Annotated in this window: 21 protein-coding genes and 1 pseudogene; 17 read left to right on the top strand and 5 right to left on the bottom strand. The window is 56.3% G+C overall.

Going from position 1 to position 23,890, the window contains the following annotated elements; genetic code table 11:
- Positions 1–850 precede the first annotated feature (850 nt).
- Positions 851–1,691, bottom strand: a pseudogene (locus SH139x_RS19745) (serine/threonine-protein kinase).
- A gap of 336 nt (positions 1,692–2,027) precedes the next feature.
- Between SH139x_RS19745 and SH139x_RS19740 the strand changes: the two are divergent.
- The 3 genes from SH139x_RS19740 to SH139x_RS19730 all read left to right on the top strand — a co-directional run bounded on the left by SH139x_RS19740 (position 2,028) and on the right by SH139x_RS19730 (position 7,826).
- Positions 2,028–5,285, top strand: a complete 3,258-nt coding sequence (locus tag SH139x_RS19740; RefSeq protein WP_488351484.1) for a serine/threonine-protein kinase — start codon at positions 2,028–2,030, stop codon at positions 5,283–5,285.
- The gene (locus tag SH139x_RS19735) at positions 5,278–5,877 is read left to right on the top strand and encodes an ECF-type sigma factor (RefSeq protein ID WP_488351483.1); all 600 of its coding nucleotides are present in this window, start codon (positions 5,278–5,280) and stop codon (positions 5,875–5,877) included. The genes SH139x_RS19740 and SH139x_RS19735 overlap by 8 nt, the downstream gene beginning before the upstream one ends.
- Positions 5,878–6,590: 713 nt before the next feature.
- Positions 6,591–7,826, top strand: a complete 1,236-nt coding sequence (locus SH139x_RS19730; protein WP_488351482.1) for a protein kinase domain-containing protein — start codon at positions 6,591–6,593, stop codon at positions 7,824–7,826.
- A 108-nt stretch (positions 7,827–7,934) separates the two neighbouring features.
- Here the strand turns inward: SH139x_RS19730 and bioB are convergent, their stop codons facing one another.
- Positions 7,935–8,933: a biotin synthase BioB gene (gene bioB, locus SH139x_RS19725; RefSeq protein ID WP_488356052.1), complete on the bottom strand. Its 999-nt coding sequence runs from the start codon at positions 8,931–8,933 to the stop codon at positions 7,935–7,937.
- A gap of 222 nt (positions 8,934–9,155) precedes the next feature.
- Between bioB and SH139x_RS19720 the strand changes: the two genes are divergently transcribed.
- Positions 9,156–9,725, top strand: a complete 570-nt coding sequence (locus tag SH139x_RS19720; protein ID WP_488351481.1) for a PSP1 C-terminal domain-containing protein — start codon at positions 9,156–9,158, stop codon at positions 9,723–9,725.
- Positions 9,726–9,800: 75 nt separating this feature from the next.
- Here SH139x_RS19720 and SH139x_RS19715 read toward each other — a convergent pair whose 3' ends face one another.
- Positions 9,801–11,153 carry a HEAT repeat domain-containing protein gene (locus tag SH139x_RS19715; protein ID WP_488351480.1) on the bottom strand — a complete coding sequence of 451 codons (1,353 nt, stop codon included), beginning with the start codon at positions 11,151–11,153 and terminating at the stop codon, positions 9,801–9,803.
- Positions 11,154–11,337: 184 nt separating this feature from the next.
- On the opposite strand from SH139x_RS19715, the gene SH139x_RS19710 reads away from it, so the two are divergent.
- Entirely contained in the window at positions 11,338–12,777 is a 1,440-nt protein-coding gene (locus tag SH139x_RS19710) for a tRNA modification GTPase (RefSeq protein ID WP_488351479.1), read from the top strand.
- 20 nt (positions 12,778–12,797) lie between these two features.
- Here SH139x_RS19710 and SH139x_RS19705 read toward each other — a convergent pair whose 3' ends face one another.
- Together SH139x_RS19705 and SH139x_RS19700 are read right to left on the bottom strand one after the other, a co-directional pair.
- Positions 12,798–14,081, bottom strand: coding sequence for a tetratricopeptide repeat protein (locus tag SH139x_RS19705; RefSeq protein ID WP_488351478.1), 1,284 nt, complete (start codon positions 14,079–14,081; stop codon positions 12,798–12,800).
- 359 nt (positions 14,082–14,440) lie between these two features.
- A complete protein-coding gene (locus SH139x_RS19700) occupies positions 14,441–14,992 on the bottom strand; it encodes a hypothetical protein (RefSeq protein WP_488351477.1) in 552 nt (183 codons plus the stop codon).
- Positions 14,993–15,297: 305 nt separating this feature from the next.
- On the opposite strand from SH139x_RS19700, the gene SH139x_RS19695 reads away from it, so the two are divergent.
- The 12 genes from SH139x_RS19695 (at position 15,298) to SH139x_RS19640 (ending at position 23,889) form a co-directional block, all read left to right on the top strand.
- A complete protein-coding gene (locus SH139x_RS19695; RefSeq protein ID WP_488351476.1) occupies positions 15,298–15,843 on the top strand; it encodes a DUF2062 domain-containing protein in 546 nt (181 codons plus the stop codon).
- A gap of 121 nt (positions 15,844–15,964) precedes the next feature.
- On the top strand, positions 15,965–16,738 hold the full coding sequence (locus SH139x_RS19690) for a DeoR/GlpR family DNA-binding transcription regulator (protein WP_488351475.1): 774 nt from the start codon (positions 15,965–15,967) through the stop codon (positions 16,736–16,738).
- A gap of 86 nt (positions 16,739–16,824) precedes the next feature.
- Entirely contained in the window at positions 16,825–17,562 is a 738-nt protein-coding gene (gene pduL, locus SH139x_RS19685; RefSeq protein ID WP_488351474.1) for a phosphate propanoyltransferase, read from the top strand.
- Positions 17,563–17,651: 89 nt separating this feature from the next.
- The gene (locus SH139x_RS19680; protein WP_488351473.1) at positions 17,652–17,933 is read left to right on the top strand and encodes a BMC domain-containing protein; all 282 of its coding nucleotides are present in this window, start codon (positions 17,652–17,654) and stop codon (positions 17,931–17,933) included.
- Positions 17,934–18,151: 218 nt separating this feature from the next.
- Positions 18,152–18,421: a BMC domain-containing protein gene (locus SH139x_RS19675; protein ID WP_488356051.1), complete on the top strand. Its 270-nt coding sequence runs from the start codon at positions 18,152–18,154 to the stop codon at positions 18,419–18,421.
- Positions 18,422–18,562: 141 nt separating this feature from the next.
- Positions 18,563–19,744 carry an acetate/propionate family kinase gene (locus SH139x_RS19670; RefSeq protein ID WP_488351472.1) on the top strand — a complete coding sequence of 394 codons (1,182 nt, stop codon included), beginning with the start codon at positions 18,563–18,565 and terminating at the stop codon, positions 19,742–19,744.
- 54 nt (positions 19,745–19,798) lie between these two features.
- On the top strand, positions 19,799–20,110 hold the full coding sequence (locus tag SH139x_RS19665; RefSeq protein ID WP_488351471.1) for a EutN/CcmL family microcompartment protein: 312 nt from the start codon (positions 19,799–19,801) through the stop codon (positions 20,108–20,110).
- A gap of 14 nt (positions 20,111–20,124) precedes the next feature.
- On the top strand, positions 20,125–21,573 hold the full coding sequence (locus tag SH139x_RS19660; RefSeq protein WP_488351470.1) for an aldehyde dehydrogenase family protein: 1,449 nt from the start codon (positions 20,125–20,127) through the stop codon (positions 21,571–21,573).
- Between the two features lie 81 nt (positions 21,574–21,654).
- Positions 21,655–21,912 carry a EutN/CcmL family microcompartment protein gene (locus SH139x_RS19655; RefSeq protein ID WP_488351469.1) on the top strand — a complete coding sequence of 86 codons (258 nt, stop codon included), beginning with the start codon at positions 21,655–21,657 and terminating at the stop codon, positions 21,910–21,912.
- Positions 21,909–22,727, top strand: a complete 819-nt coding sequence (locus SH139x_RS19650) for a hypothetical protein (protein WP_488351468.1) — start codon at positions 21,909–21,911, stop codon at positions 22,725–22,727. The genes SH139x_RS19655 and SH139x_RS19650 overlap by 4 nt, the downstream gene beginning before the upstream one ends.
- Positions 22,724–23,005: a EutN/CcmL family microcompartment protein gene (locus SH139x_RS19645; protein ID WP_488351467.1), complete on the top strand. Its 282-nt coding sequence runs from the start codon at positions 22,724–22,726 to the stop codon at positions 23,003–23,005. Before SH139x_RS19650 ends, SH139x_RS19645 begins: the two co-directional genes overlap by 4 nt.
- Positions 23,005–23,889 (top strand): class II aldolase/adducin family protein, encoded by an 885-nt coding sequence (locus SH139x_RS19640; RefSeq protein WP_488351466.1) that lies wholly within the window; start codon positions 23,005–23,007, stop codon positions 23,887–23,889. Before SH139x_RS19645 ends, SH139x_RS19640 begins: the two co-directional genes overlap by 1 nt.
- Position 23,890: the final 1 nt, after the last annotated feature.

Genomic DNA, 23,890 nt, shown 5'->3' with positions numbered 1-23,890 from the left:
TCCAATAGGCCAACTGATACAAGCTATGATCTCCAAGAGCTTACCTCGGAAGAACCCCTTAGTCTAGTGGATGGGGAAAGAGGTGACGGTGGGTAAAAAGGTGACGTGAGTAGTTTCTATTCTTTCCCTGAGGTAAGCCATCGTCTATGGCTGAAATATCTATCAGCGCAGGGCTTGAGGCCTAGACAACCATGTGACGACCAAGTTGCGGAAATTTACCATGCCCTCAATCGGGAAAGCCAGCGGCAAACCTTGTTTCACAAGGAGGAAGGTTCCCTCGTCTGCGAACGATTGCTCGCCGAAGGCCTGGAGAGGTAATCGGTCAAATTATTTTGATATACTTTGATGCCCAACCACTGGAGTATGAAAAGGTGACGGGGGGGAATGGTACTGTTGAACCGCAAGTCCATTAGAGGCTGTGAGTTATGGCTTTCCATCGTTTTTCGGCGGGCCTGCGATCTCCTTTTGGTGCCTGGATTGATGCTTGAGTGTTTGCAATGGACCCATAACAATCGATTCGCCTCGTCGCGAGACTGTACGGCGGCGCGCTCTTGCTTCTCGGCTTCACGCTGCGCGTCTTCGGCCATTCGGCGTGCTTCGAACTCGCTCTCGGCAAGCCTCTCTTCTCGATAAGCAACCAGAATTGAGCCAACGGTGGCTCCCGTAACTGGTAACACCAAAACCGCGCTAAGCGCCGCAATTCCCGGGTTCCTTTTGCACCACCGCCAGGTTCGTTCGCCGCTTCCGACGGGTCGCGCGCGAATTGGTTCATGTTGAAGGTAACGATTCAGTTCGTCTCCCAGCTCGGCTGCTGTTAGCTACCGCCGCGCCGCGTGTTTCTCGAGACACTTCAGGCAAATATCGTTTCCAAATCTCGATCAATCATTGAGTTCAACGTCCGAGGCGCGACTGGTTCCTTTTCTAAGACTTGCAGCAGCGTGTCCATTGGATTGGCCGCTTGGAACGGCGGCCGACCGGTGAGCAGGCAATACAGAATCGCGCCGAGCGCATAGACATCGGCCGAAACACCAACTTCATCGGTTTTGCCGGAGGCTTGCTCAGGCGGCATGTACGCCGGTGTACCGAGAATTTGTCCTGTGCCTGTCCGCCTCGGTTTTCTTCGCCAAGCCAAAGTCGGTAACCTTGGGCCGACCGTTTGTATCGATCAGGATATTGGCAGGTTTCAGATCGCGGTGGATCACGCCACGCGGATGGGCATAAGCCATGGCTTCGCAGATCTATTTGACCAATTCAGCAGCTTCACGGGCCGGAAGAGGGCCATCCTTTACCTTGTCCGCCAAGCTTTGTCCCTCGATCAAACCCATCGAGAAGTAGTGCTGGCCTTGATGCTCGCCGATTCCAAAGATCGGCACGATGCCCGGATGGTCCAACTGAGCAGCCGCCTCTGACTCGGTGTAAAATCGCTGCACATCTTGTTGACCAGCGAATTGCCCAGCCAAGATGATCTTTAGCGCTACCACACGATTGAGATTCACCTGCCGCGCCCGAAAGACCACGCCCATTCCGCCGCGAGCGATTTCTTCCAAGAGTTGATAATAGCCGAAATAGCGGATGCGATCACCAACGTTGGCCTCGCCCGCGAACGCTTCCGGTGCTAGTGTCGCTTCGTCACCCGAGGGAGGTGTGACAGCTTCGAACTCCCGGGGTCCGAGGCGGCATTGTGACGTCATCATCCCCTCCATGGCAAATCGTGAGCCGGTCGAATGTTGTACCGAGGAGTCAGAGTCTGGTTCTTTTTCAATGGATATGAGAGGCTACATGACTGCGGCGCAAAAATTATACAAAGTGTTTATACATCAACCGTTACAGACTTACTATTTTCGACCTCGCGGCTGACGAGGCTTGAGTCGGCTATCAATAGGGATGCGATTGGAACAATTGTTCATCATCCACGAGCACCTTTGGTAAAAAAATGCGGATAACCGGATTTCGATGTCGTTTTAGCACGCAGTCCGGCGCTACCTACCGTAGGGCTTAAATACTCAACTCAAAAGTATGAAATCGCCGTGAACGACTCCTCTCCAAACAATTTTGCGATTGAGACACAGATCGACAGCATTTGCGATGCCTTTGAAAAAGCGCTTCGTGACGGCGAGTCCCCGGAGTTAATAAACTTTGTTGACCAGTTGCCCGATACCCAAACTCAAGAGCACCGACGGCGGCTGGCGACCGAGTTGATTCTGCTTGAGCTCGACTACCGAATCAATCGTGGCGATTCTCCCAGTATCGAAGAGTACGATTTACCATCGGAGCTGCAGCGAGCCGTCGCGGATGCATTCCGGCATATCGGCCGTCTAAACAAAGCTGCGCAAGATACCCCATCATCGGAAATGGCGACTCTGGCAGCATCTGAAAATGCGGCCACAGCAATCGGTGAGCGGATTCATTATTTTGGCGACTACGAGTTGATCGACGAAATTGCGCGTGGTGGCATGGGCGTTGTTTACAAGGCCAAGCAAATCAGCCTCAGCCGCACAATAGCACTGAAAATGATCCTGTCCGGTCAACTTGCCGACGACAACGAGGTGCGTCGATTCCGATTGGAGGCCGAAGCGGCGGCCAATCTCGACCATCCAAACATCGTCCCAATCTATGACATTGGAGATCACAACGGACAACATTACTTCACGATGAAGTTGATTGAGGGATGCACGCTGACCGATTTTTCACCGGACCTGCGCGGCAATTACAACCAAATCGTCGAATTAGTTGCGAAGATTGCGGACGCAATTCACCATGCCCATCAACGGGGAATTCTGCACCGCGACTTGAAGCCCGGGAACGTCTTGATCGATACCGATCAGCAGCCACTGGTGACCGACTTCGGCTTGGCACGCAAATTAGAATCAGACCGTGGCGTGACGCAAACCGGCGCGGTGGTTGGCACGCCTGGGTTTATGTCGCCAGAGCAGGCATCGGGAAAGGGAGTAACCACAGCGACAGACATTTATTCGATCGGTGCGATTCTTTACGAACTTCTTTGCGGACGTCCACCGCACGCCAAAGAGTCCGTGCTTGATACGCTGATGAGCGTGATCAATGACGAACCTGAACGGCTGCGAAATTACGATCCATCCGTTCCGCCAGACTTGGAGCTTATCGCACTGAAGTGCTTAGAAAAGGATCCCAATAAACGCTACACGAGCACTGCGGAAATAGCCAATGACTTACGCGCGTTTGCCAAGGGCGAGCCACTCATGGTACGTGCGCCATCGATCGTTGAGGTGGCAAGGATGTGGCTGGGAGCCAATTTCGGTAACGTGCTTTGGGTCCCAATTATCGCTTTGCTAGTGGGTGTCTGTGTTGGCGTGGGGATTTGGCTCATGGCTTATGGAGACCGCTCTTCCAATTGGGACACGGTCTACGCGAATTTTCCACCGGTACATCGTCCAACGATTCCCTTTCGATTGATTCATTGGATCGATGATTTTGCGCTTCCCATGCTCTTTTTGATCATGACCAGTCTGGGATGGGCGACGGCAAGGCTGGTGCAAACAAAGAATACAACTGCGGACTGGAGTGTCGGCTTAGCAGTAGGGCTGTTGGCCGGATTAATTGCCTTTATATGTGGTGCGGGAGCTCCGTTGATCGATTCGCAAACAAGTCTCGACGATTTGCAGTTGCTGTTTGAGCTGGCCGGTTCGCCAGGGAGTTCCGTACCGTTGGAGAACTTATTGAAACGCTACCCAGACCTCAAGGGGCTGACACGATATAACCAAGCCGCCTTGCTGTCAGATAAGATCTCGATCGACCAAAGTTGGATTCTAACTGGTGGAATTTGGTTTGGCTCTTTATTTTGCTTAACACTATTGGGAGTCACAGGTGCGGTGGGAACCCGAGTTGCCGGCCCGCTGGTTCGACAACGTAGGTGGATCTCTGGATTGACGAGCTACCTATGTTTTGCTCTAGCATTGAACGCCATCGGATTGCTGGTGTTTTCGGAGGTCTGGATACACTTCATTGCCGGCGCGGGCTTGATTCTGAACTGGATCCCACCATTGTTGTGCGTGCTGTTCGCACTACTAGCGATCACCTCCGTGCTGAGGCAATGGCCATGGTATCTCAAATCATTAGCTACCGTATTGTGGCTCGGATTCTATTCACTATTTGCTTTTCAGACTTATGCAACAGAGACGTCGAGTAAATATTCCGTGGCTGAAAAGCGAGGTGCGATTAAGGCGGCAAGGAAAATTGTTGAAATGAATCCAGATGATAGGGTGAGTAGACTCGATCTCGCACAAGCCCATTTTGATTTTGCGATGGCACTCCACGAAAGAAAATATAATGAGAGGGCATTGAGGCAGTTTGAAGAGTCGTTTGAGGTACTTTCGCGTTCAGGTGAGCCCGCTGAATTTAACATCAAGGAACAGGGACTTTATTCGGCCTATCTCTACTGGAGCGCGCTCGGCGCATTTGAGTTAGGCCAGGCAAAAGTGGCCGCTGATCGCATGCTGGAACACATTCGATTTTTCCCGTATTCGAGCCGATGGGTACTAAAGCTCTATGCGGAATCCGTCCTCTCCTTGGATGCATCGATCGAGGTGGCGGACTACGTGATTCCTGGCGAAAAGGCATCTGCAGAGGGGTGGCGCGTGACGATCAATCAGATCAACGCCTTGTGCCAAACCAGACAGCGTCAACAAAATAGCTCCAGCGAACCAACCGTTGATCCTTGGAGGCAATTCGTAGTCGACCAAGTTCTCAAACGAGCACGAGGAACCGAAGAGCCCGAAAATTGGATGCCCCGAGAGAAAAAACTCCGCCAGTGGATGAATTCTACGCAGTCGTGGACAGTATGGGGACCCATTAAAATTGCGAGCGAAGCGAATCATCCGGCCATCTTGAATCAACAGTTCGAAGCAGAACCAAACTTGCTGCAAGATTATGGGAATGTGAAAGAGGCGTCGTTAGTGAAGCTGTTCGCGCAAACTCAACTAGACTTCACGAAGGTATTCGAAACGAAAGAAGATGCCGTAGCTTATGCGGGAACGATCATTCAATTGCCCGAGGATCAGGTGGTTACATTTCGACTTGGCGCGGACGATTTACACCGGCTTTGGATTGACGGAACACCAGCACATGAGAACTTGGGAGTCGTCGGAATTGAGCAAGGCAGACAAAAGTTTGAGATCGCGCTAAACGCTGGGGAACACCGACTCTTGATGAAGGTTACGCAAGGGGTGGGCGAATGGGGTTTCGTAATCGATGCGGCGGATTCCGGCGGTTGGCCTATTCCAATCTGGCATCAACAATCCAATGACTAAATCTCCCGCTTCCATAACCGTGTGTTTCGAGCAGCTTCGACTTGGCGACTCCGTGGCTGCTGAGAAATTGTGGCATCGCTTCTTCGAACGCTTGGTGGTCTACGCGAGGTCCCAAATGCAGCATGCGAATCGCAGAGTAAGCGATGAAGAAGACATTGCATGTGGCGTGATGGCCGCGTTGTGCGATCGAGCGGAAAAAGGGCAGCTACCAGATATTGATAACCGCGCCGACTTGTGGCACTTGCTGCTGTCTTGGACGCGTCACGATATCATTGACCATGTTCGCAAGGAAAACCGACTGAAACGCGGCGGGGGCAAGGTGCGCGGTGATTCTGTGTTTTTGGCCGGTCCCGGGACCTGGTCTACTCTGTTGGATAATTCACCTTCGCCAAGTTTGATCGCGGAGATGGAAGAGCAATACAGTCGACTGCTCACCCGCTTGCCCGATCCAATTCTGCGCAGGATTGCGGCGGATAAGATGCGGGGAGTTACCAACTCGGAATTAGCCCGAGAACTTGAAGTCTCAAAGCGAACGGTAGAACGAAAAATCGACCTAATACGAAAATACTGGGGTTCTGATCGCGACGAGTAAGCAGCTATCCGAATTCAGGTCTGCCGCTCTCCGACGAGGCAGCAAATCCCAATGAGTCACCAGTCGCCTTCAAAGGGTGAGACCCGAATGGTACTGTTGAACCCTCAGCCCTTTGGAGATTGTAAGTTATAGCTTTCCATCTTTTTCCCCAGAGTCGGGCGATCGCCTTGCGGTGCCAAGCTTGCTGATAGAGTTTTTTATAGGGGCCCAATCCGGTGAATCCGGGGAGGAAAAGGTGGCGGGGATAGTTTCTGCTCATTCCCAGTGGTAGGCTATCGACTGTGATTGAAATATCCACCAACAGAGGGTTTGATGCCCAGGCAACAACGTGACGACCAAGCTGGGCTGATTTACCATAACCTCAATCGCGGAAATCAGCGGCAAACATTGTTTCAAAAGGAGGAAGGGTTACTTCCTACGGAACTGAACAATCGACCCAGGAATTTGTTAAAAGCTACGGGGTGCACCATATGATGCGACCACCCGGGCGTCTCCGCAATTGACCGAGTTCCACAACCGCATAGTGAGCAATCTCGGATGCATCTAACTACCTTCGTCACCTCCCCGCCCGGTCTTGAAACCTGGCATTATGTGCACTTCAAAATCACCGGAGAAAGTAATGAAGAACTAAAGTCAGCGTCGTGGCTTTCACCCTTGTTTCTTAAGTGACAAACTGTGTTCGATTTCCCTAACAGTGCGAATAGAGTCGTTTTATGCAGTATCAATTAATTGTGATCAGTGGACCCGATAAAGGAAGGTCCTTTCCGCTGGTAGATGGTGAAACCCTGACCATTGGTCGAGGACAAGCCAGTAATACACAGATCAATGACCCGCGAATGTCACGAGTTCATTGTCGAGTTACGGTTGATGGCGGAAAGACGAAGTTATCCGACGCGGGGAGTACCGGTGGCACATTTGTTGGCCAGATGCAGATTGCTGAGCATGAACTTAAATCAGGTGAGACATTTCGCGTTGGCGATAGTGAGTTTCGTTATGTGCTTGACGGGATACAAAATGAGGCAACAATCACAGGCGGAACCGCATTCGGCCGGCCAAAGCCGAAACCCAAGGCCAGGCAATTAAAGGATTTGATCGGAGAGACATTCGGCGATTATCGGCTCGAATCCATAATTACGCTCGGCAATTCAGGCATGGTATTTCGCGGTACTGATGTGAATCTTGAGCGACCTGTCGCCGTGAAAGTCCTGGCTCCTGATCTGGCTAACAGTGATGAACAAAAGGAGCGGTTCGTGCGTGCCATGATGGCGATGCTGCCGATCAAGCATCCAAACATTGTACGACTCCATAACGCCGGCAAAAAGGGTCCTTTTTGCTGGGCAGCCATGGAATATATAGACGGTGAGAGCATGACCAGCGTGATCGATCGGATCGGAATCGAAGGTATGCTTGATTGGCGGGCCGTGTGGCGTGTCGCTGTTCACATCGCGAGAGCGCTAAATGAGGCCGCTGAAAATAATATCATTCATCGCAACGTCACACCCGCGAACATCCTGCGACGCGAGTCGGACAAGGTGTGTTTGTTGGGTGACTTGGTACTGGCCAAAGCTCTTGAGGGAACGCTGGCCAAGCAGGTGACTCAACCGGGGCAACTGATCGGGGATATCCCATATATGTCACCTGAGCGGACGCGTGATGGGGCGGCGGCCGATCATCGTTCTGACCTTTACGGTCTGGGAGCGACCCTCTACGCATTGCTGACGGGAAGACCGCCGTTTGAAAGCAATTCATTACCACAATTGATTCAACAAGTAAGAAACGTCCAGCCTACACCTCCCAAGGAGTTCCAGCTTTCGATCGCTGACAAGTTTCAAGATATTGTTATGCAACTATTGGCTAAACGGCCTGAGGATCGCTACCGGACGCCGCGAGACTTGCTGAAAGACTTGGAGCGGGTGGGGATGTTCAATAGCCTTAACGCTGATTCGTAAGAGCCGCGCCCAAATCACGCCTGATTCTTAGTGAAGCCAGGTGAGCAGCCGAAACACGGGCTAGCCGAATAGCCCGAACACAAAGTTCTCGTCCCTGTCCATCCGCAATTACGCGGTTGGTGGCACGCCGCCGGTGACCTCAAATCCTAGATCGCGGATCATTTGATAGTCTTCCTCGGGGGCTTGGCCGGCGGTCGTTAAATAGTCGCCTACGAACAGCGAATTGGCAGGATACAGCCCCAATGGTTGCAAGCCGCGGAGGTGGATTTCACGGCCTCCCGAGATCCTAAGTTCGCGAGTTGGATTGACCAAGCGAAACATGGCCAACGCTTTGAGACAATACTGCGGCGTCAGCTGGGAAGTGCCTTGCAGGGGTGTGCCGTCGATCGAATTGAGAAAGTTCAGCGGGATCGATTCGACTTTCAAATCATGCAGCGCGAACGCCATATCGACGACATCCTCATCGGCTTCGCCCATGCCAATGATCCCGCCGCTGCACAGCTCCAAGCCGGCATCCCGGACCGCTTGCAGCGTGCTAATACGGTCCTCATATCCGTGCGTCGAACAGATCGACTCATAGTAGTTTTCACTGGTATTCAAGTTGTGGTTGACGCGATTCACGCCGCAAGCTTTCAACCGTTGGGCTTGATCATCGCTGAGGATGCCCAAACAGGCGCAAATGTCGAGCCCATATTTTTCCTTAATCTCAGGCACGATGGTCTCGACCGCTTTCATCTCCCGCTCGTTGGGACCGCGTGCCGAGATGACCAGGCAATAGGTTTTCGCCCCCCGCTCTTTGGCCACTCGAGCGGCGTCAAGCAACTTGTCTCGCTGTAAAATTGTATACTTAGGAACGGGGGCTGTGGCGATCTTGGATTGGCTGCAGTAGCCACAATCTTCGGGACAAAGTCCACTTTTGGCGTTCATCAGGAAATAGAGCTGGACCGTGTTGCCAAAATGGGCGTGGCGAACTCGGTAAGCGGCTGCCAGCAAACTGAGCAGCTGTTCGTCACCAGCTTGCAGTACCGTCAACGCTTCGGCGCGGGAAATTGTGCCGGTTTCCAGTGATTTATCTGCCAGAGCATCCCATTGCTGTGCCACTTGCATCAAGTCCGTCACGTGCGTTTTCCCGCCGAAAAGTATCGAAAAGGTCCAGTTAAAGCCACTTGAATCCCATCATCGTGATCGTCATCCGGCGACAACGCAAGTAGTCGCATGCGGCTCTCGGTCGCCGCCGGCAGCGTCTATAATACCTCCAGTCGAAAAGCCCGGCGGCTGACTCAGCCGATGATTCAGCCAAGCGACCTTTAGCCCAGCAAAGCGAACTTAATGATCTCCAGCTATTTCGTTCACGTCGGCCCCATGGGAGATGTATTGTCATGCGCATGGGATAGCGAGCCGCAATTGCCGCGGGGAAGCCGAGTGATCTGCCGCACCCCGCGGGGCCTAGAGATCGGCCGGATCGCCGGACCAATCCTCTCTGAGCAAAATGCCACTGGGGCAGATTACGCCCCCAGCGGCCAGCACAGTCTGCGGATCGTGCGTCCCTTCACTAGCGAAGACGCGTTGCTCGACCAACGGCTGGAGCGTCACAAGCGTCGCGCAGTGCAAGACTGCCAAGCTGAAATTGCGCGGCGTGGATTATCGGTTGTGTTGTTGGACGTCGAGCACTTGTTCGATGGTCGCACATTGATCTTTCATTTTCTCGGCGAAGTCGACGAGGCGTTGCAGGAGGTTGTTGACGAGTTGGCTGACGTTTACGAACAGCGTGCCAGGTTAAAGCAGTTTGCCAAACTGTTGGCCGAGGGTTGCGGTCCAACATGTGGCACTGGCGAAGGAGGCTGCGGCAGCTCCGGAGGTTGTGCGGTTTGCGTCGTGCGAGGAGCGTGTGCGTCGTAGTCGCTCCTCGCTCCGCCGAAAGTACGTCCTCGATATTTTTTGTTTTGAGATACTGTCGGCGGAGCGAAAGGAGACTTAGCGGAGCCCCAACACCCGGCGCAAGCGGCTGGCGACGGTCGTGTCGCGTTCCTCTTTCAGTAGCTCGCGGAGAGCTTGCTTGACCGCGGGATCATCCATCGTGCCCAAGATCGAGATCGCCTCCAATCGCACGTCGCGTTCCGTGTCAGCAGCTAGCCATAGTAACCATTGGCGGGGGTCGACATCAGCTCGTCGCGGCAATTCGCTGATCATGCTCAGCCGCACGCTGGCGTCAGGGGAAACCAACTGGGCTGCCAGCGCCAAATCACCAGCGGTGAAGCCCCGTGAACGTAATTCGCGTTCAGCCGCGGCGCGTAAATTAGGACGTACGCTATTGATCGAATAAATCACCGAACGAGTATCGAAGGCAGATAAGGGATTGTCGCCAATCGCTTCCCGTGCCGCCGCGGTCAGGGCGATCACGTCCGTCGGCACTGAGAGCAACGCGGCGGTTGGCTGCGAGCTGTCGGTGGTGCCATCGTCAAAATTTCCGCCAATGTCGCCAGGCCCTTCAGCTCCTCTCGCTTCGTCAGCAAAACTCGATCGCTCGGCCGACTCGTTGATCGTTGGCGGGTCGGTGGGAAAACGCCCCAGCGTCTCGTCATCCGGGTCGGCGGAAGCTCGGTTAGCGTCCGAGGCCAGCGTGCCGAGAAAGCGGGTGGGTAGCGGTTGTAAACGTCGCGGCAAACCGCTGACATCGCCGACGGTAGCCAGGCGCGGCCGAGCGTCGTTTTCTGAGGCATCGTTTTGCAACTCGTCGCTTGCATCCAGTGCTTGACTTCGACTGGCAAGCGCCGACTGAGCTGCATCTGAGCCGGTCGGGGCGAGCACGGCCAAGAGACGCTGTGCCCGGCGATAGGTCTCGGCATCCCGGGGCATTTCCGAGTCGACCGTGCTGACCAGCGTGGCGTTCAGCAAATCGACCAACCAACTGCGGCGGTCGGGGGGTAAATCGGGCACTGCCTCTGCGATCGAGGCCACTAAAGCTTGATTGGCGGCGGTCGGATTCAGCGATGTGCCGGTTTCCCAACGGCCTCGCATGCGTTGAATTTCCGCGTACGCTTGCTCGGCCAAACGGCGATCATCGGCCGCCAAGCAGTTAACTAAAACCGGCAGCCCGTCGACACCGAACTCGGCCAACATCGCCAAACGCTCTCGCTGCACCGCGGGAGCGTGTTGGTCCAAGTTGTGAGCCAAACGGCTGAGCAGCCATCCACGACTGGCGATGTGTAACCCGTAGACTGCCAAGCAACAACACAGCAACAGCCCCAAAGAACGCCCGATCGCTCGCCACGGTTTGGGGCGGCGGGGCAGGATGGCAAACGGATTTTCATCGTTCAAGCCGTTCACGGGGGTCATCCTTGACTGCGTGGAAATTTGGGGGCGGCGAAAACCGGAAAACACTGATTTTCTTTTCCGCAGCTTTTCCGTCGCCGGCACCTCTGATTGTTAGCGCTGCTTGATAAAATCACAAGGTCGGTTGTTCGGCAAGAGGCTGAAATCGACAGCATTACCAACAAAATGACTGACAGACATGTTCGATAGCAATGACACAATTTGCGCGATTGCTTCGCCGCCGGGAGCCGCTCCCCGCGGGGTGGTACGGATCAGCGGCCCGGGAACGGCCGAGTTGCTGCGGCGAATCTTGCCCCCCACGACGCTCGCTCCCCAGCTTGCGGAGGAAAAATCGCACGCCAAAGTGATCGACACCCAACTCGACCTGGGGTGGCCGCTGGGCCGCATCGCCGCGACTTTGCTGCTTTGGCCTGACAACCGCAGCTACACGGGGCAACCGGCCGCCGAATTGCATCTACTCGGAGCCGCCCCGCTGTTGCAGCAAACGCTCGAGCGGCTCTGTAGCCGGGGGGCCCGGTTGGCCCAGCCGGGCGAGTTTACCCTCCGCGCGTTCCTGGCCGGGCGGCTCGATCTGTTGCAAGCCGAGGCGGTCTTAGGGGTTATCGACGCGGAAGATGATGCCGGCCTGGACGCCGCACTTGATCAGTTGACCGGCGGCATCTCCTCGCCGCTGGATCAACTTCGCAGCGAGCTGATTAACTTGCTTGCCGATCTAGAAGCGGGACTTGATTTTGTCGACGAGGACATCGAATTTATTAGCGACGCGCAATTGGCGACCCGCTTGGCGGCGATCGCGGAAACGATTCACGGCACGGTGACGCGAATGCATTCGCAGAGACGCGGCGGTGAGTTGCCCTTGATCGCCTTGTGGGGGCCAGCCAACGCGGGGAAAAGTTGTTTGTTGAACCGACTTTCGGGAGCCGAATCGGCGTTGGTTTCGGCCGCCGCCGGTACAACTCGCGATCCCGTCGAAGTTCGGCTGCAGCATCAAGGTCAAGCGCTACGAGTTGTCGATACGGCCGGCATTGAGCGGATCTCCGACAGTGGGCCGTTGGCGTTAAAACAGGATCAGGCTGGGACGATTTCCCAGCAAGCTCAATCGCTGGGCCGCGCGATCGTGGCGCAAGCCGATGTGCGGCTGTGGTGTCAAGTTGGTTCCTCAGCAGTAGGCTCGGCGGAGCAAACGCTGGCGACCGCGCAGAGTAAATTGCAGCAGTTTCTGAAATCGACTAGGCAGGTTCCGCAGTTGGCGGTTGCCACCCAATCCGATTTACTTGAGCCAGACCAGCGGGCCGCGCTGCAAGCGAACGGCTGGTTGGTTATCAGTTCACTGGCGAACGAAGGTATCGAGGAGTTGTTCGATGCAATCGTCGCTGAGTTTAGTTTGGCGACCCAAGAGGGGACGGTGGCAGCCACGGCGGCTCGTTGCCGCGAAAGTTTGCAAGCTGCCGCTGCCGGATTGCAGGCGGCGGCTGAAGTCGTGCGGGCCAGCGGCGGGCATGAACTGGTGGCCGCCGAGATGCGGTTGGCCATCGACGCCATCGGACGCGTCACCGGAGCCGTTTATACCGACGACATCTTGGACTCAATCTTTTCCCGTTTCTGCATCGGGAAATAAAGTCCAAGCGAGAACCGCGGCTAGAATTTGGCCGCTTCGCCGCCGGGCGTTTCGGCGACTCGCGGGGTACTCGGTGTGAACCCAGGTGGCAAGGCAAATCCGCCACTCGGTCCCGCAGTTTGCTGGGGGGCCGTTTGCGGTGTGGTTACTTGCTGAGGAGCTGCTTGCTGGGCGGCTGCTTGTTGAGTTGCAGGTGGTGCGACCGTATCGGTTAGCTGTGCTGTCACTCCAGCGACGCTACCCCGCACTTGTTGAGCCAGTACGCCGGCATCTCCGGCCATTTGGGCGACCGCTTGGCCCGACTCTTTGGCCACGCTGTAAGCTTGCGGCAGATTCTTCGCCAGCTGAGTGGCTGGGCCACCAAGTTGATCAAACAGGAGCTTGGCATTCTTCAGTGCGGACTGCGAAGCAGAATCTTTGCCGGCGGTCTCTCCCTTAGAGAGTGCCAGGCCGAGTTCTTGCAACGCCTTGTCGTTTTGGTTGCTGCTGTAGTGCAAGTAGGCCATGTTGTAGTGCGCTACGACGGGCGAATTGTGCTTCAGTAGCGTGCCCCGCGCCGCATCGGCTTGCCCTGCTTCGAATTGCACGGTCGCCAAGTTGTTGGCATAACGCGAGGTGGCTGGCGCGATGGCGATGGCCCGTTCAATAAAGGTCAACGCTTCTTCGTGTCGGTCTAGCTTCGAGAGGGCGAGACCGAGATCGTTGTACAACCCGGCTTCATTGGGCTGCGACTTGATGGCTCGCTGGAAAAAATCAACCGACTTGTCGTAGTTCTGCTGGCGGAAATGGAGCCGAGCAACACTGGCTAAAGCGGAACCATTGGTGGGCTCGCTCTCGAGCGCCTTGGAATAGTTGTCCATCGCCCGCTCTAAGTTGCCAGTGGTTTCCCACAGTTGGCCGTTGGCGACGAACACTTCCGGGCCAACCGAAGTCGGCGTGTTTTGGATCCGCAACGGATCATCATCAGCCACCACCTCGCCTGTGTCATTCGCCGTGACGGTGTCTTTGCCGCCACTCACCAAGCCGGCGATCGAATCGCGACTCTTGCCGTAGGCACTCTTCACGGCCATGCCCATCGAACTGGCTTGCGCTCGAGTCCCTTGAGCCAAGTTGGAGAAGGTGCTGGTCAGGCCGCCACTTTCGGGCGAGCCTGCGGTGGTCGGAGTTGCTGGGTTGGGCGTAAAGGGATTCAGGCTCGCCAGCCCCGTGCCAGACGATGCACACCCCGATAGACAGCTGACACCGGCCAGCAGAAAAGTGGTCAGCAACCGACGCTTGACGTTGAGCTGTTTTGACTTTGACACGTTCCTAACCCCCAAAAAACACCTCAGCAGAAACCGCAGATGGACGGATCTGATGGTGGTAACCTGTGAACCTGAGCGACATACCCAATGACGGCCTTGTGCGTCGAATCGACACAATCGGCACTTCCGGTTCAATCGAATCTGTCGCGAGAGGGGATTTTCGCAGAATAAGTTCAAGCGGGCTCCCCGCAGCAGAGCCAGTTGGTTACGGTTCTGTGGTCCAGTGGCCAGGAGTGGGGTGCGCGCGGGACAGCCTGCCAAGGTGCAGGCGAGCGAATACGCCGGCTCAGAAAAGCCAATGTATTCGCTCATGCAATTTGGAGCGTTACTAGGGAGCGGATGAGAACCGTCGCATCCCCTTAGTTGCCGTCGCTGACGGCAGGCCCTTCACGTGGTGGCAGCACGGGCTCAGGCAGTGCTTCGGCCCAGGCGCGGTTGATCGCTGAAGCCATCGAGCCGGAACTGGTCGGATTCGCACGATCGGCGATGCCCACCTCGGGAACTTGGCCGCCTCCATGGGTCATCCGAGCGAGCGAATTACGGACCGCCGTCACGCGCGCTTCCGTCTCAGCTTGGCTGCCGGCACGGACCACGAAAACAGAACGGTACTGCGGTGGGACCCGCGTCATGATGTTTTCTAGTTGACGCTGCCCCGCGTAGGTCAGCTGGCCGTCGCCGGCAACAAACAGTTCATGGCTGATCGTGTTGTGCAGCCGCCAGCCGTTAATTTTCTGAATCTCAAAGGGAGCACGCGTCTGCTGAGCGGCCAGCTCGCGAAACGGTTGTGGCCAGGCGTTATTGCGTTGATAATCAACGTGAAAGCGGTGCCAAAAACTGTGCCAGTCAGCGTTGCTGGTGGAGGTGGTGGCAGCCACGAGTATTCCGGCCAAGGCGAATCGTTTCCAAGCCATCCAAGCATTCCTTGCGTGCAGCGGTGGGGATCTCCCCTGATTCGAACATTATCGGTTCGAGCGGAGCCCAATAATCGAGCGGAGGGCGTGCGACGAATTCACACCCTACCAGTTGGCAATCGGCACGGCTCTCGGTCTGGCTGCGATCGATCTGTGCTGACGCCGCAGAAATTAATTAGGGGGGATCGCGCAGCCGGAAAAATCGTCAAACTTCAAGAGCGTTGCCACCTCGCAGTCGGGCTCAGCCGACGTAAAATCACAAGCGATCTCCAAATTCAAATCGGAATCGATCCGGCCTGCCATCCATGAAACCCCTGCGCCGACGCTTGCAGCGAATCTACCTTCGCCTCAGGCGGTTCATTACCCATAATCTGCTGCACGCAGATGATCCGCCGCATCGACTCGCCCTCGGCGTGGCGATCGGTATGTTTTTCGCCTTTACGCCTTTGATCGGTGTACAGATGGTGCTGGTCGTGGCGGCCGCTTGGGTGTTTCGAGCTAACAAGGCGGTCGGCGTGCCATTGGTCTGGATCAGTAATCCGGCCACCTTCGTGCCTATCTTCTATCCTTGCTACTTGATCGGCAACGCCATCCTAGGCTGGCCGCTGGTCAGCCGCCAATGGTGGGCCGCCCTGGCCGATCCGCCGGTCGGATTCATCGAAGGGTCGCGTTTTTACTGGGCGCGAATGCTGGAAATTTTCGCCCCGCTGATGCTGGGCTCGATCGCCGTGGCCCTGCCGCTGGCAATCATGAGCTATTTGGTGACGCGAACAGTGATCGAGCGTTACCGAGCTCGCGGGCTGAAGAAGTGGCGGCGAAGGAATCCCCCCTCGCGGCGGTTAAATGCGTAATCTAGGACCCTTAGAAAAAATATTCCGCCGATTCTCAGCCCTCGGTGATTGAATTCGTTCATTCAGTGCGCATAATCGATCATAATCTGAAAGAATTCAGTCACGAATTGGAAAGCTACCGGTGGCCAGCAGTACTGCAACCGACCAGCGGCGTCAGCAGTTGCGGCGTTTGTTACAGACCCAGGGCTTTGCTTCTTTGGGAGATTTGTCCGACGCGCTGCAAGTTAGTGACTCGACGATCCGACGTGACCTGGAGAATTTAGAGGATTTAGGCGAGGCGAAACGGACTCATGGCGGTGTTTTCTGGACCGGCTCCCCTTCGAGCATGCTATTGTTCGAGGGCCGGCAAGATTCGCTCTGGGAAACCAAGCGAAGGATTGCCCAAGCTGCTGCTGAATTGATTGCCGACAATGAGACCATTTTGTTAGACGGGGGCAGCACGACTTATGAGTTGGCTCGTTGTCTGGTGGGTCGGCCGTTACAGGTGGTCACCAACAGTTTGCCGGTGGCCAATTTGTTTGCCAGCAGTGATTCGGTCGATTTGATTTTCCTCGGTGGCTATGTCCATGGTCGCACAGGAGTCTCGGTCGGGCCGCTGGCGACGGAGCTGTTGTCTCAGATCAGTGTGCGGCGAGCGTTCATATCGATCGCCGGCGCCGACGCGGAGGGATACTACAACAGCAATTTTTTATTGGTGGAAACCGAGCAAGCGATGCTGCGTTCGGCTGATGAAACGGTGATCGTGGCCGACAGCAGCAAGTTTGGTCACGCCAGTCTGGCGCGCGTTTGCCGCTTGGGTGAAGTCCACACGGTGGTCAGCGACGCGGGGTTGGATCGAGAGTGGCAGCAACGGCTGTGCGAAGCTGGGGTGCGATTGATGCTGACCGATCCCTAGCCGCTGGGGAGAGTATTTTCAGCAGCGATTTTGCAAATCCAGCACTTAAATTTTAAACTTCACACTAAAACTTCGAACTTCCCTTCATGTCCACAGCACCGATTTCGGCGGAAACGGTTGAACGTCTGGTTCGCGAAGCGGTACGTCGCGTAACTTCCTCGGCTGCGGCCGGAGGGGGGCAAGCGACCGCGGCGGCCCCGGCAGCATCCAGCTCGCCGGCAAAACCTAATTTAGTTGTCAGCATCTCGGCTCGGCATTGTCATTTGACCGACGAGCACGTGGAAATTCTTTTTGGCCCAGGCGCAACGCTGACTCCTGAAAAGTGGCTTTACCAGGACGGGTTTTACGCGGCTGCCGAGACGGTAATGGTCGTTGGCCCGCGGCGGCGGATGTTGCCCAACGTCCGCGTCTTAGGCCCCACGCGGGGACATAGCCAAGTCGAATTGGCGTTGACCGATTCGATCTCGCTCGGGATCGACGCACCGATCAGGCACAGCGGTGATATCGCTGGCACGCCAGGCTGTGTGTTGGTCGGACCGGCTGGCACCGTGCAGTTGGATAAAGGGGTCATTCGGGCGGCTCGGCACGTCCACATCAATCATCAAGATTGTGAATATTATGGAGTCAAGGATGGCGACATGATGCAGTTGCGGGTCAACAGCCCGGGCTGCTCACTGACCTTCGACGAGGTGTTGGTGCGAGCCGACGCCAAAGCCAAATTAGAAGTACATATCGACACCGATGAAGGCAACGCTAGCAATTTGGATGCGGCTAGCTCAGTCGAGTTGATTGCTCAGCCTGGCGACTGCCGTTGTCAGCACTGAGTCAGAACACTCGACAGCGGTCGGGTGCCAATAGAAGCGGATGAGATTTAACGGAATTGTTCCTCGAACCACCACTGTGTGAGTCAACCATGAATGAAGCGCTCGGAATGATCGAAACGAAGGGCTTTGTCGCGCTGGTCGAAGCGGCCGATGCGATGATGAAAGCTGCGAATGTAGAGTATTTAGGCTGGGACAAGGTCGGCAGCGGCTTGGTAAGCGTCTTCGTCACCGGCGACGTGGCGGCTGTCAAAGCGGCCACCGATGCGGGTGCCGCGGCAGCTGGGCGAATTGGCGAAGTTGTCAGCGTGCAGGTCATCCCTCGCCCGCACAACGACTTGGGCAAAGTGCTCAAGGTTCCCATGAGCAAATAAGTTTCCACCAGTATCAAATGGCGAAAAAAGCAGCCAGTCGGACACCACGCGATGGTGGCTCCAGCGGCAAGCAGAACTCCAGTGGCAAACGGGGTTCCAGCGGCCAGCGGCAAGGGCAACCCAACTCCACGCAAGACCCAACGAAACCGGTTCCGCAGCGTACCGCTGAACCCACTTCTGTTGATACCCATTCAAACTCTACCAAATCGAGTCCTCAGATGAATCAAGCAATCGGTCTGATTGAAACTAAAGGTCTGTTAGCACTGATCGAAGCTACCGACGCGATGGCCAAAGCGGCCAACGTGGAAATTGTCAAACGTATTGACATCGGTGGTGGATTGGTCACGACCGTCGTCAGCGGCGACGTGGGCAGCGTGCGTGCGGCAGTCGAAGCGGGCGCCAGCACGGCAGCCCAAGTCGGCGAATTGGTCAGCAGCCACGTGATGCCACGTCCAGCCGAAGGCCTCCGCGAAACCTTGCTCGGCTGAAGAACAGACGAGCCGGCGGCCACTGCCTCGCAATTCCTCGCAGCAGCAGGCCAGTCGTTAGCAGGCCAGTCGTTAGCAGGCCAGTCGTTAGCAGGCCAGTCGTTACCCGCACCCCAAGTTCCACTTTCCCATCACGGGTCGATGCGCATTCTTGTTGCAAATCTTGGCTCCACCAGTTTCAAGTATCGGTTGTTTGACATGACCGACGAGCGGGAGATCGCGCGTGGTGGGATCGAGCGGATTGGTGCGGAGGCGAGTCGCTGCGTGGCGCGGATTGGCGATTGGAGTGAAGATGTGATGCGGCCCGTTGCCGATCATGGCGTGGCGGTGCAAGTTTGTTTGGACCAATTGACCGATCCGCAGCATGGTTGCTTGGGCTCTCCGGGCGAAGTTAACGCGATCGGTTTTAAGGCGGTCCACGGCGGTACGCGGAGCGGAGTGTTTCGCGTCGATGAAACGTTATTGTCGGCAATGGAAGCGATGAACCCGGTGGCACCGGCGCACAACCCGCCTTACGTGGCGGCAATGCGGTCTTTGGCTAGCCAGGTTGGTGACATTCCCTTGGTGGCCGCTTTTGAAACCGACTTTCATCGCACGGCACCCGAGGCGATGCAAACGTACGCGATTCCGCGTCAGTGGGCTGACGAGTTACCGTTGCGGAAGTGGGGATTTCACGGTGCCAGCCATCGTTACATCGCCACCCGCTGTGAAGAATTGTTCGGGACCAGCAAATCTCGCGTGATCTCCTGTCACTTGGGTGGCAGCAGCAGCGTGTGCGGTATTCATGACGGCAAAAGCTTGGGAGCGTCGATGGGCATGAGTCCGCAGACGGGATTGCCCCAAAACAATCGCGTCGGTGACTTTGATCCCTTTGCGTTGCCGTTGATCATGCAGCACACCGGTTTGAGTTTGGAAGCCGTGTTGGACAAATTGGCCAACGAAGGGGGCTTGTTGGGGATCAGCGGACACAGTGCGGACATTCGTGATATCGAGGAAGCTGCCGCCGCGGGAAACGCTGCTTGCCAATTGGCTTTGGCAACATACGTCGCCGAAGTGCGGCGTTACATCGGTGGTTATTTAGTGGCCCTGGGCGGTTGCGACGTGTTGGTCTTTACCGGCGGGATCGGCGAGAACGGACGCCAAATGCGGGCTGACATTTGCGCCGGCCTGAGCGAGTTGGGGATCGAATTGGATGCCGAGAAGAATGCCACGGCCAGCGGCGAAGTGGCATTGCAGGCGGACTCCAGTCGGGCGGCCATTTGGGTGTTACCGACGAACGAGGAATTGATCGTGGCGCGGCAAAGCGTCGCGCTGTTGAGTTAATGATGCACGCTTTCGTGTTGTGATTTTTTATTCCTTCCTGCTTGAAGTCGTTCCATGTTCGTCGCCCGCGTCACCGGCTCGGTTGTCAGCACCCAAAAGGTGGCGACCATGACTGGCCACAAGCTGTTGGTTGTCGAACCGTATCGCTTGGCCAGCCCTGAGCGTGACAAATTAGTTCCCACGGGTCGAACCTTCATTGCCATCGACGCGCTCGGCGCGGGCCAAGACGACATGGTGTTAATCACTCAGGGAGGCAGCGCGCGAATGACTCCCGAAACTAAAGATTTACCGGTCGACGCCGTCGTGATTGGGATTGTCGACGACGTCACGATCGACCGCCTAAGCATTTACAACCGGCAAGATTGAGGAATTAAGCAGCGATGCAATACGACGAAAACTTGATCCGCAACGTGATCGCCGAAGTCTTGGCTCAAGTCGGCGCGCCCCCTCCGGTTCCGCCGGAAGCGCGGCAACCTTTTGCCAATCAAAACGCTCCGCTGATGGGACGCAATGGAATCTTCCACGATGCCGACCAAGCGGTCGCCGCGGCGCGGACGGCTTTCGAACAACTGCGTGAACGGACCAAGGCCGATCGCACCAAAATAATTAACATCATCCGTCGCATTTCGATCGAGCAGTGCGAAGAGTTGGGACTGATGGAGATGGAAGAGACCGGGATTGGGCGCCCGGAGCACAAGATTGAAAAGCTCAAGACGTTGGGCGAGTTGACCCCCGGCGTGGAGTTCTTGGAAACCAAAGCTTTCAGTGGTGACAACGGGCTGGCGGTGATCGAGCGAGCTCCGTTCGGGGTCATCGGAGCCATTACCCCGGTCACTCACAGCCTGCCCACAATCACCGGCAACGCGGTCAGCATGTTAGCTGGCGGTAACACCGTGGTGGTCAATCCACATCCCTCTGGGAAACGCGTGGCGGCCGAAGGCGTGCGGCGATTCAACGAAGCGATCTATCGCGAGCTGGGGATCGATAACCTAATTTGCGTGATCGCCGAGCCGACGCTCGAAAGTGCCGAAGCATTGTTCAAAAACAAGCAAGTGGCTTTGATTTGCGTGACCGGCGGACCGGCCGTGGCGCGGGCGGCTCTCAACAGCGGCAAACGGGCAATCGTGGCCGGACCGGGGAATCCACCAGTGGTCGTCGACGAAACGGCCGATCTAGATAACGCCGCTCGCTGTATCATCCAAGGCGCCGCCTACGACAATAACTTGCTCTGCATCGCGGAAAAAGAAGTGTTCGTTGTCGATAGCGTCTTCGATGCCATGATGGATGCGATGCGACGCGCAGGCGCGGTGCAGCTAGACGCCCAACAGATTGATGCCCTCACCGCCAAAGCGATCAGCCGCGTGGGTGATGACAATCACTTGGCGGCGAACAAGGACTTCATCGGGCAAGATGCTTGGAAGCTGGCCGAGGCCGCCGGTGTGGATATCGATCATCGCGTGGAATTGGTGTTCGGCGAAACCGACGAACATCATCCGTTTGTCACCGTCGAGCAGATGATGCCGTTCGTCCCCTTTGTTCGCGCCCGCTGCGTCGACCACGCAATCGCGATGGCCAAACAATACGAACATGGCTTCCGACATACCGCCATCATTCATTCGCGAAATGTGCAAAACATGACCAAGATGGGGCGCGAACTCGACGTCACCCTGTTTGTAAAAAACGGTCCCTGCATGGCTTCTTTAGGATTGGGCGGAGAAGGCTATCTGTCCTTTTCCATTGCCGGTCCGACGGGAGAAGGCGTCACCACCCCGTTGACCTTCACGCGGGAACGCCGTTGCAGCATGGTCGATGATTTGTACATCGTCTAGCCACAGCACTTTTGCAGACCAACCCGTTCCGATCACCTCCCCACTGTTTCTCCGCACTGTTTTTCCGCACTGTTTTTCCCCATGCAATCTGGCAAAGTCCTCGGCAAGACGCGCGCCACCGTCAAGCATCCCAGCTTGAACGGCCAACGATTGTTGGTGGTTCAACCTCTGGGCGTCGACGGCGTGGCTGATGGTCCGCCGTTGATCGTCGTCGATCAATTGGGAGCGGGGCGAGGTGATGAGGTGATCCTGACCAGTGACGGGCCTTACGGGCGCGTGCTGGTTAATGACGAGCGGACGCCGATCCGCTGGTACACGCTGGGGCTCGTCGACTCATGAATGGCACACCAAACAGCCTGCCGAAAAGCCTACCAAACAGCCTACAAACTAGCGGGCCGCACGCGGGTGATTTGCAAGCCCTGATCACGCGGTTGGTTCGCGACGCGCTGCGAGCCGCCAGTTCGGCCGGGACCGGCAACGCGGACAATGAGAAAGATTCTCCGAGTTCCGTGTCAACAGAAGCCGCGCGCTCCCAGGCGGCAAACCAGCTCACGGCGAGTCTTCCGGAGCGAGTGATTTCGCTGCGGGAACTCGAAAATCTGCCCGCGGAAACCAAACAGGTGCGGGTCGCCACGGCAGCGGTGATCACTCCCGCGGCAGCCGATGAACTGCGGCGGCGGGGGATTGCGATCGAGCGGGGTGCGGTGGCATCCGTTGCCAATCAAAGCATAAAAGTCGAGAACGCCACGTCTGGCCAACCTTCAGCAGAAGAAACTTCCTTGTGGGGTTACATCAGCGACGCAGACGGTACATCGCGAGCCACCGCTGTTGCCAAACAATTGACGCTCCGCGGTTTGCCGGTGAGCGTGGCCGACAGTCAACAGTTGCCGTCGCTACTTGTCGCCGGAGCCCTGGGGATATTGCTCAGCCCTTTGCCGGCGGTCGACGTCGATCGTTGGGGACGCGAGTTGGGGATGGTCACCGCGGCGGTCGATTCGCCGCAACATGTCTTGCGGATTGCGGCTGCCATGGCGCCGCAAGTTTGGGTGCTCGACACCGAACGCTTGACTCTTTCCGCGATCGTGGCCGTTGCCGCCGTTTGTTTGCGAACCGGGCGCGGACAGTCAGGCTTATCAGGAGGACAGCCAGCATGAGAATCGCTCGCGTGATTGGCAAGGTGACGCTGGCTCGCAGCCATCCCTCGCTGCAAGGATTACCACTGCGACTGGTGGAAACGGTCGACACGATAGATGCCGATGGCCAACTGGTTTACTCGGAGGAACCGGTGGTCGCTGCCGATCAGTTGGGGACCGGCTGGGGCGATTTAATCGCTTTGGCAGAAGGTCCCGAAGCGGCTCAACCCTTTCGCCCTAAAATTATTCCCGTGGACGCCAATACGGCCGCCATTCTCGATACGCTCGATCTTTCCTAATGATGCAAACACAAAACGTTCACAAACTGAAACAAGATATCTGTGACATTGGTCGCCGGATTTACAATCGTCAATTCGCCGCGGCGAACGATGGAAACATCACCGTTCGCATCAATGAAAACGAGGTCCTCTGCACGCCCACGATGCATTGCAAAGGGTTTCTCAAGCCAGACGATATCGCCACCGTCGATATGACTGGAAAACAAATCGCCGGTCGCAAGAAACGCTCCAGCGAAGCGTTGTTGCACTTGGAAATTTTCCGGCAACGCCCCGACGTCCGTTCGGTGGTGCATTGCCATCCACCCCACGCGACCGCGTTTGCAATCGCCCGCGAGCCAATCCCTCAGTGTATTTTGCCCGAGGTCGAGGTCTTCTTGGGTGATGTTCCGATCACTCGGTACGAGACCCCCGGTGGACAAGCGTTTGCCGATACGATTATCCCCTTCGTCGATCGCACCAACGTCATTATCTTGGCGAACCACGGCACGGTCAGCTACGGTGAAACGGTCGAACGCGCCTATTGGTGGACGGAGATCTTGGACTCGTATTGCCGCATGCTGCTGCTGGCTCGCCAGCTGGGCCATGTCCAATACCTGGGTGACGGCAAGACCCGCGAGCTGTTGGAATTGAAAGACAAGTGGGGCTTTGCCGATCCCCGCAACACGGAAGACTACAAGAACTGCGACGTGTGCGCGAACGATATTTTCCGTGATAGTTGGGAAGCAGCCGGTGTCGAGCGTCGCGCCTTTGAGGCACCTCCGGCAGCCAAACCGGCCGCGCCCGCAGCCAGTTCGAACGGCGCGACGGGCACGTCCGGGATCGATGAAGAGCAACTGGTAAAACTGATTTCCGCGGAAGTCATGCGTCAACTCAAGGGGGCCTAAG

This window comes from Kothea flammea (assembly GCF_052161645.1).
Taxonomy (GTDB): domain Bacteria; phylum Planctomycetota; class Planctomycetia; order Pirellulales; family Pirellulaceae; genus Laterigemmans.
Note: the sequence above shows the minus strand (reverse complement) of the source record. Positions and strands in the feature narration are given on the sequence as shown.

Coding starts and splice junctions, on each gene's coding strand:
- SH139x_RS19735 (WP_488351483.1), top strand. CDS start 5,278: ATGACTAAATCTCCCGCTTCCATAACCGTGTGTTTCGAGCAGCTTCGA.
- SH139x_RS19730 (WP_488351482.1), top strand. CDS start 6,591: ATGCAGTATCAATTAATTGTGATCAGTGGACCCGATAAAGGAAGGTCC.
- bioB (WP_488356052.1), bottom strand. CDS start 8,933: ATGCAAGTGGCACAGCAATGGGATGCTCTGGCAGATAAATCACTGGAA.
- SH139x_RS19720 (WP_488351481.1), top strand. CDS start 9,156: ATGATCTCCAGCTATTTCGTTCACGTCGGCCCCATGGGAGATGTATTG.
- SH139x_RS19710 (WP_488351479.1), top strand. CDS start 11,338: ATGTTCGATAGCAATGACACAATTTGCGCGATTGCTTCGCCGCCGGGA.
- SH139x_RS19700 (WP_488351477.1), bottom strand. CDS start 14,992: ATGGCTTGGAAACGATTCGCCTTGGCCGGAATACTCGTGGCTGCCACC.
- SH139x_RS19695 (WP_488351476.1), top strand. CDS start 15,298: ATGAAACCCCTGCGCCGACGCTTGCAGCGAATCTACCTTCGCCTCAGG.
- pduL (WP_488351474.1), top strand. CDS start 16,825: ATGTCCACAGCACCGATTTCGGCGGAAACGGTTGAACGTCTGGTTCGC.
- SH139x_RS19680 (WP_488351473.1), top strand. CDS start 17,652: ATGAATGAAGCGCTCGGAATGATCGAAACGAAGGGCTTTGTCGCGCTG.
- SH139x_RS19675 (WP_488356051.1), top strand. CDS start 18,152: ATGAATCAAGCAATCGGTCTGATTGAAACTAAAGGTCTGTTAGCACTG.
- SH139x_RS19670 (WP_488351472.1), top strand. CDS start 18,563: ATGCGCATTCTTGTTGCAAATCTTGGCTCCACCAGTTTCAAGTATCGG.
- SH139x_RS19665 (WP_488351471.1), top strand. CDS start 19,799: ATGTTCGTCGCCCGCGTCACCGGCTCGGTTGTCAGCACCCAAAAGGTG.
- SH139x_RS19660 (WP_488351470.1), top strand. CDS start 20,125: ATGCAATACGACGAAAACTTGATCCGCAACGTGATCGCCGAAGTCTTG.
- SH139x_RS19655 (WP_488351469.1), top strand. CDS start 21,655: ATGCAATCTGGCAAAGTCCTCGGCAAGACGCGCGCCACCGTCAAGCAT.
- SH139x_RS19650 (WP_488351468.1), top strand. CDS start 21,909: ATGAATGGCACACCAAACAGCCTGCCGAAAAGCCTACCAAACAGCCTA.
- SH139x_RS19645 (WP_488351467.1), top strand. CDS start 22,724: ATGAGAATCGCTCGCGTGATTGGCAAGGTGACGCTGGCTCGCAGCCAT.
- SH139x_RS19640 (WP_488351466.1), top strand. CDS start 23,005: ATGATGCAAACACAAAACGTTCACAAACTGAAACAAGATATCTGTGAC.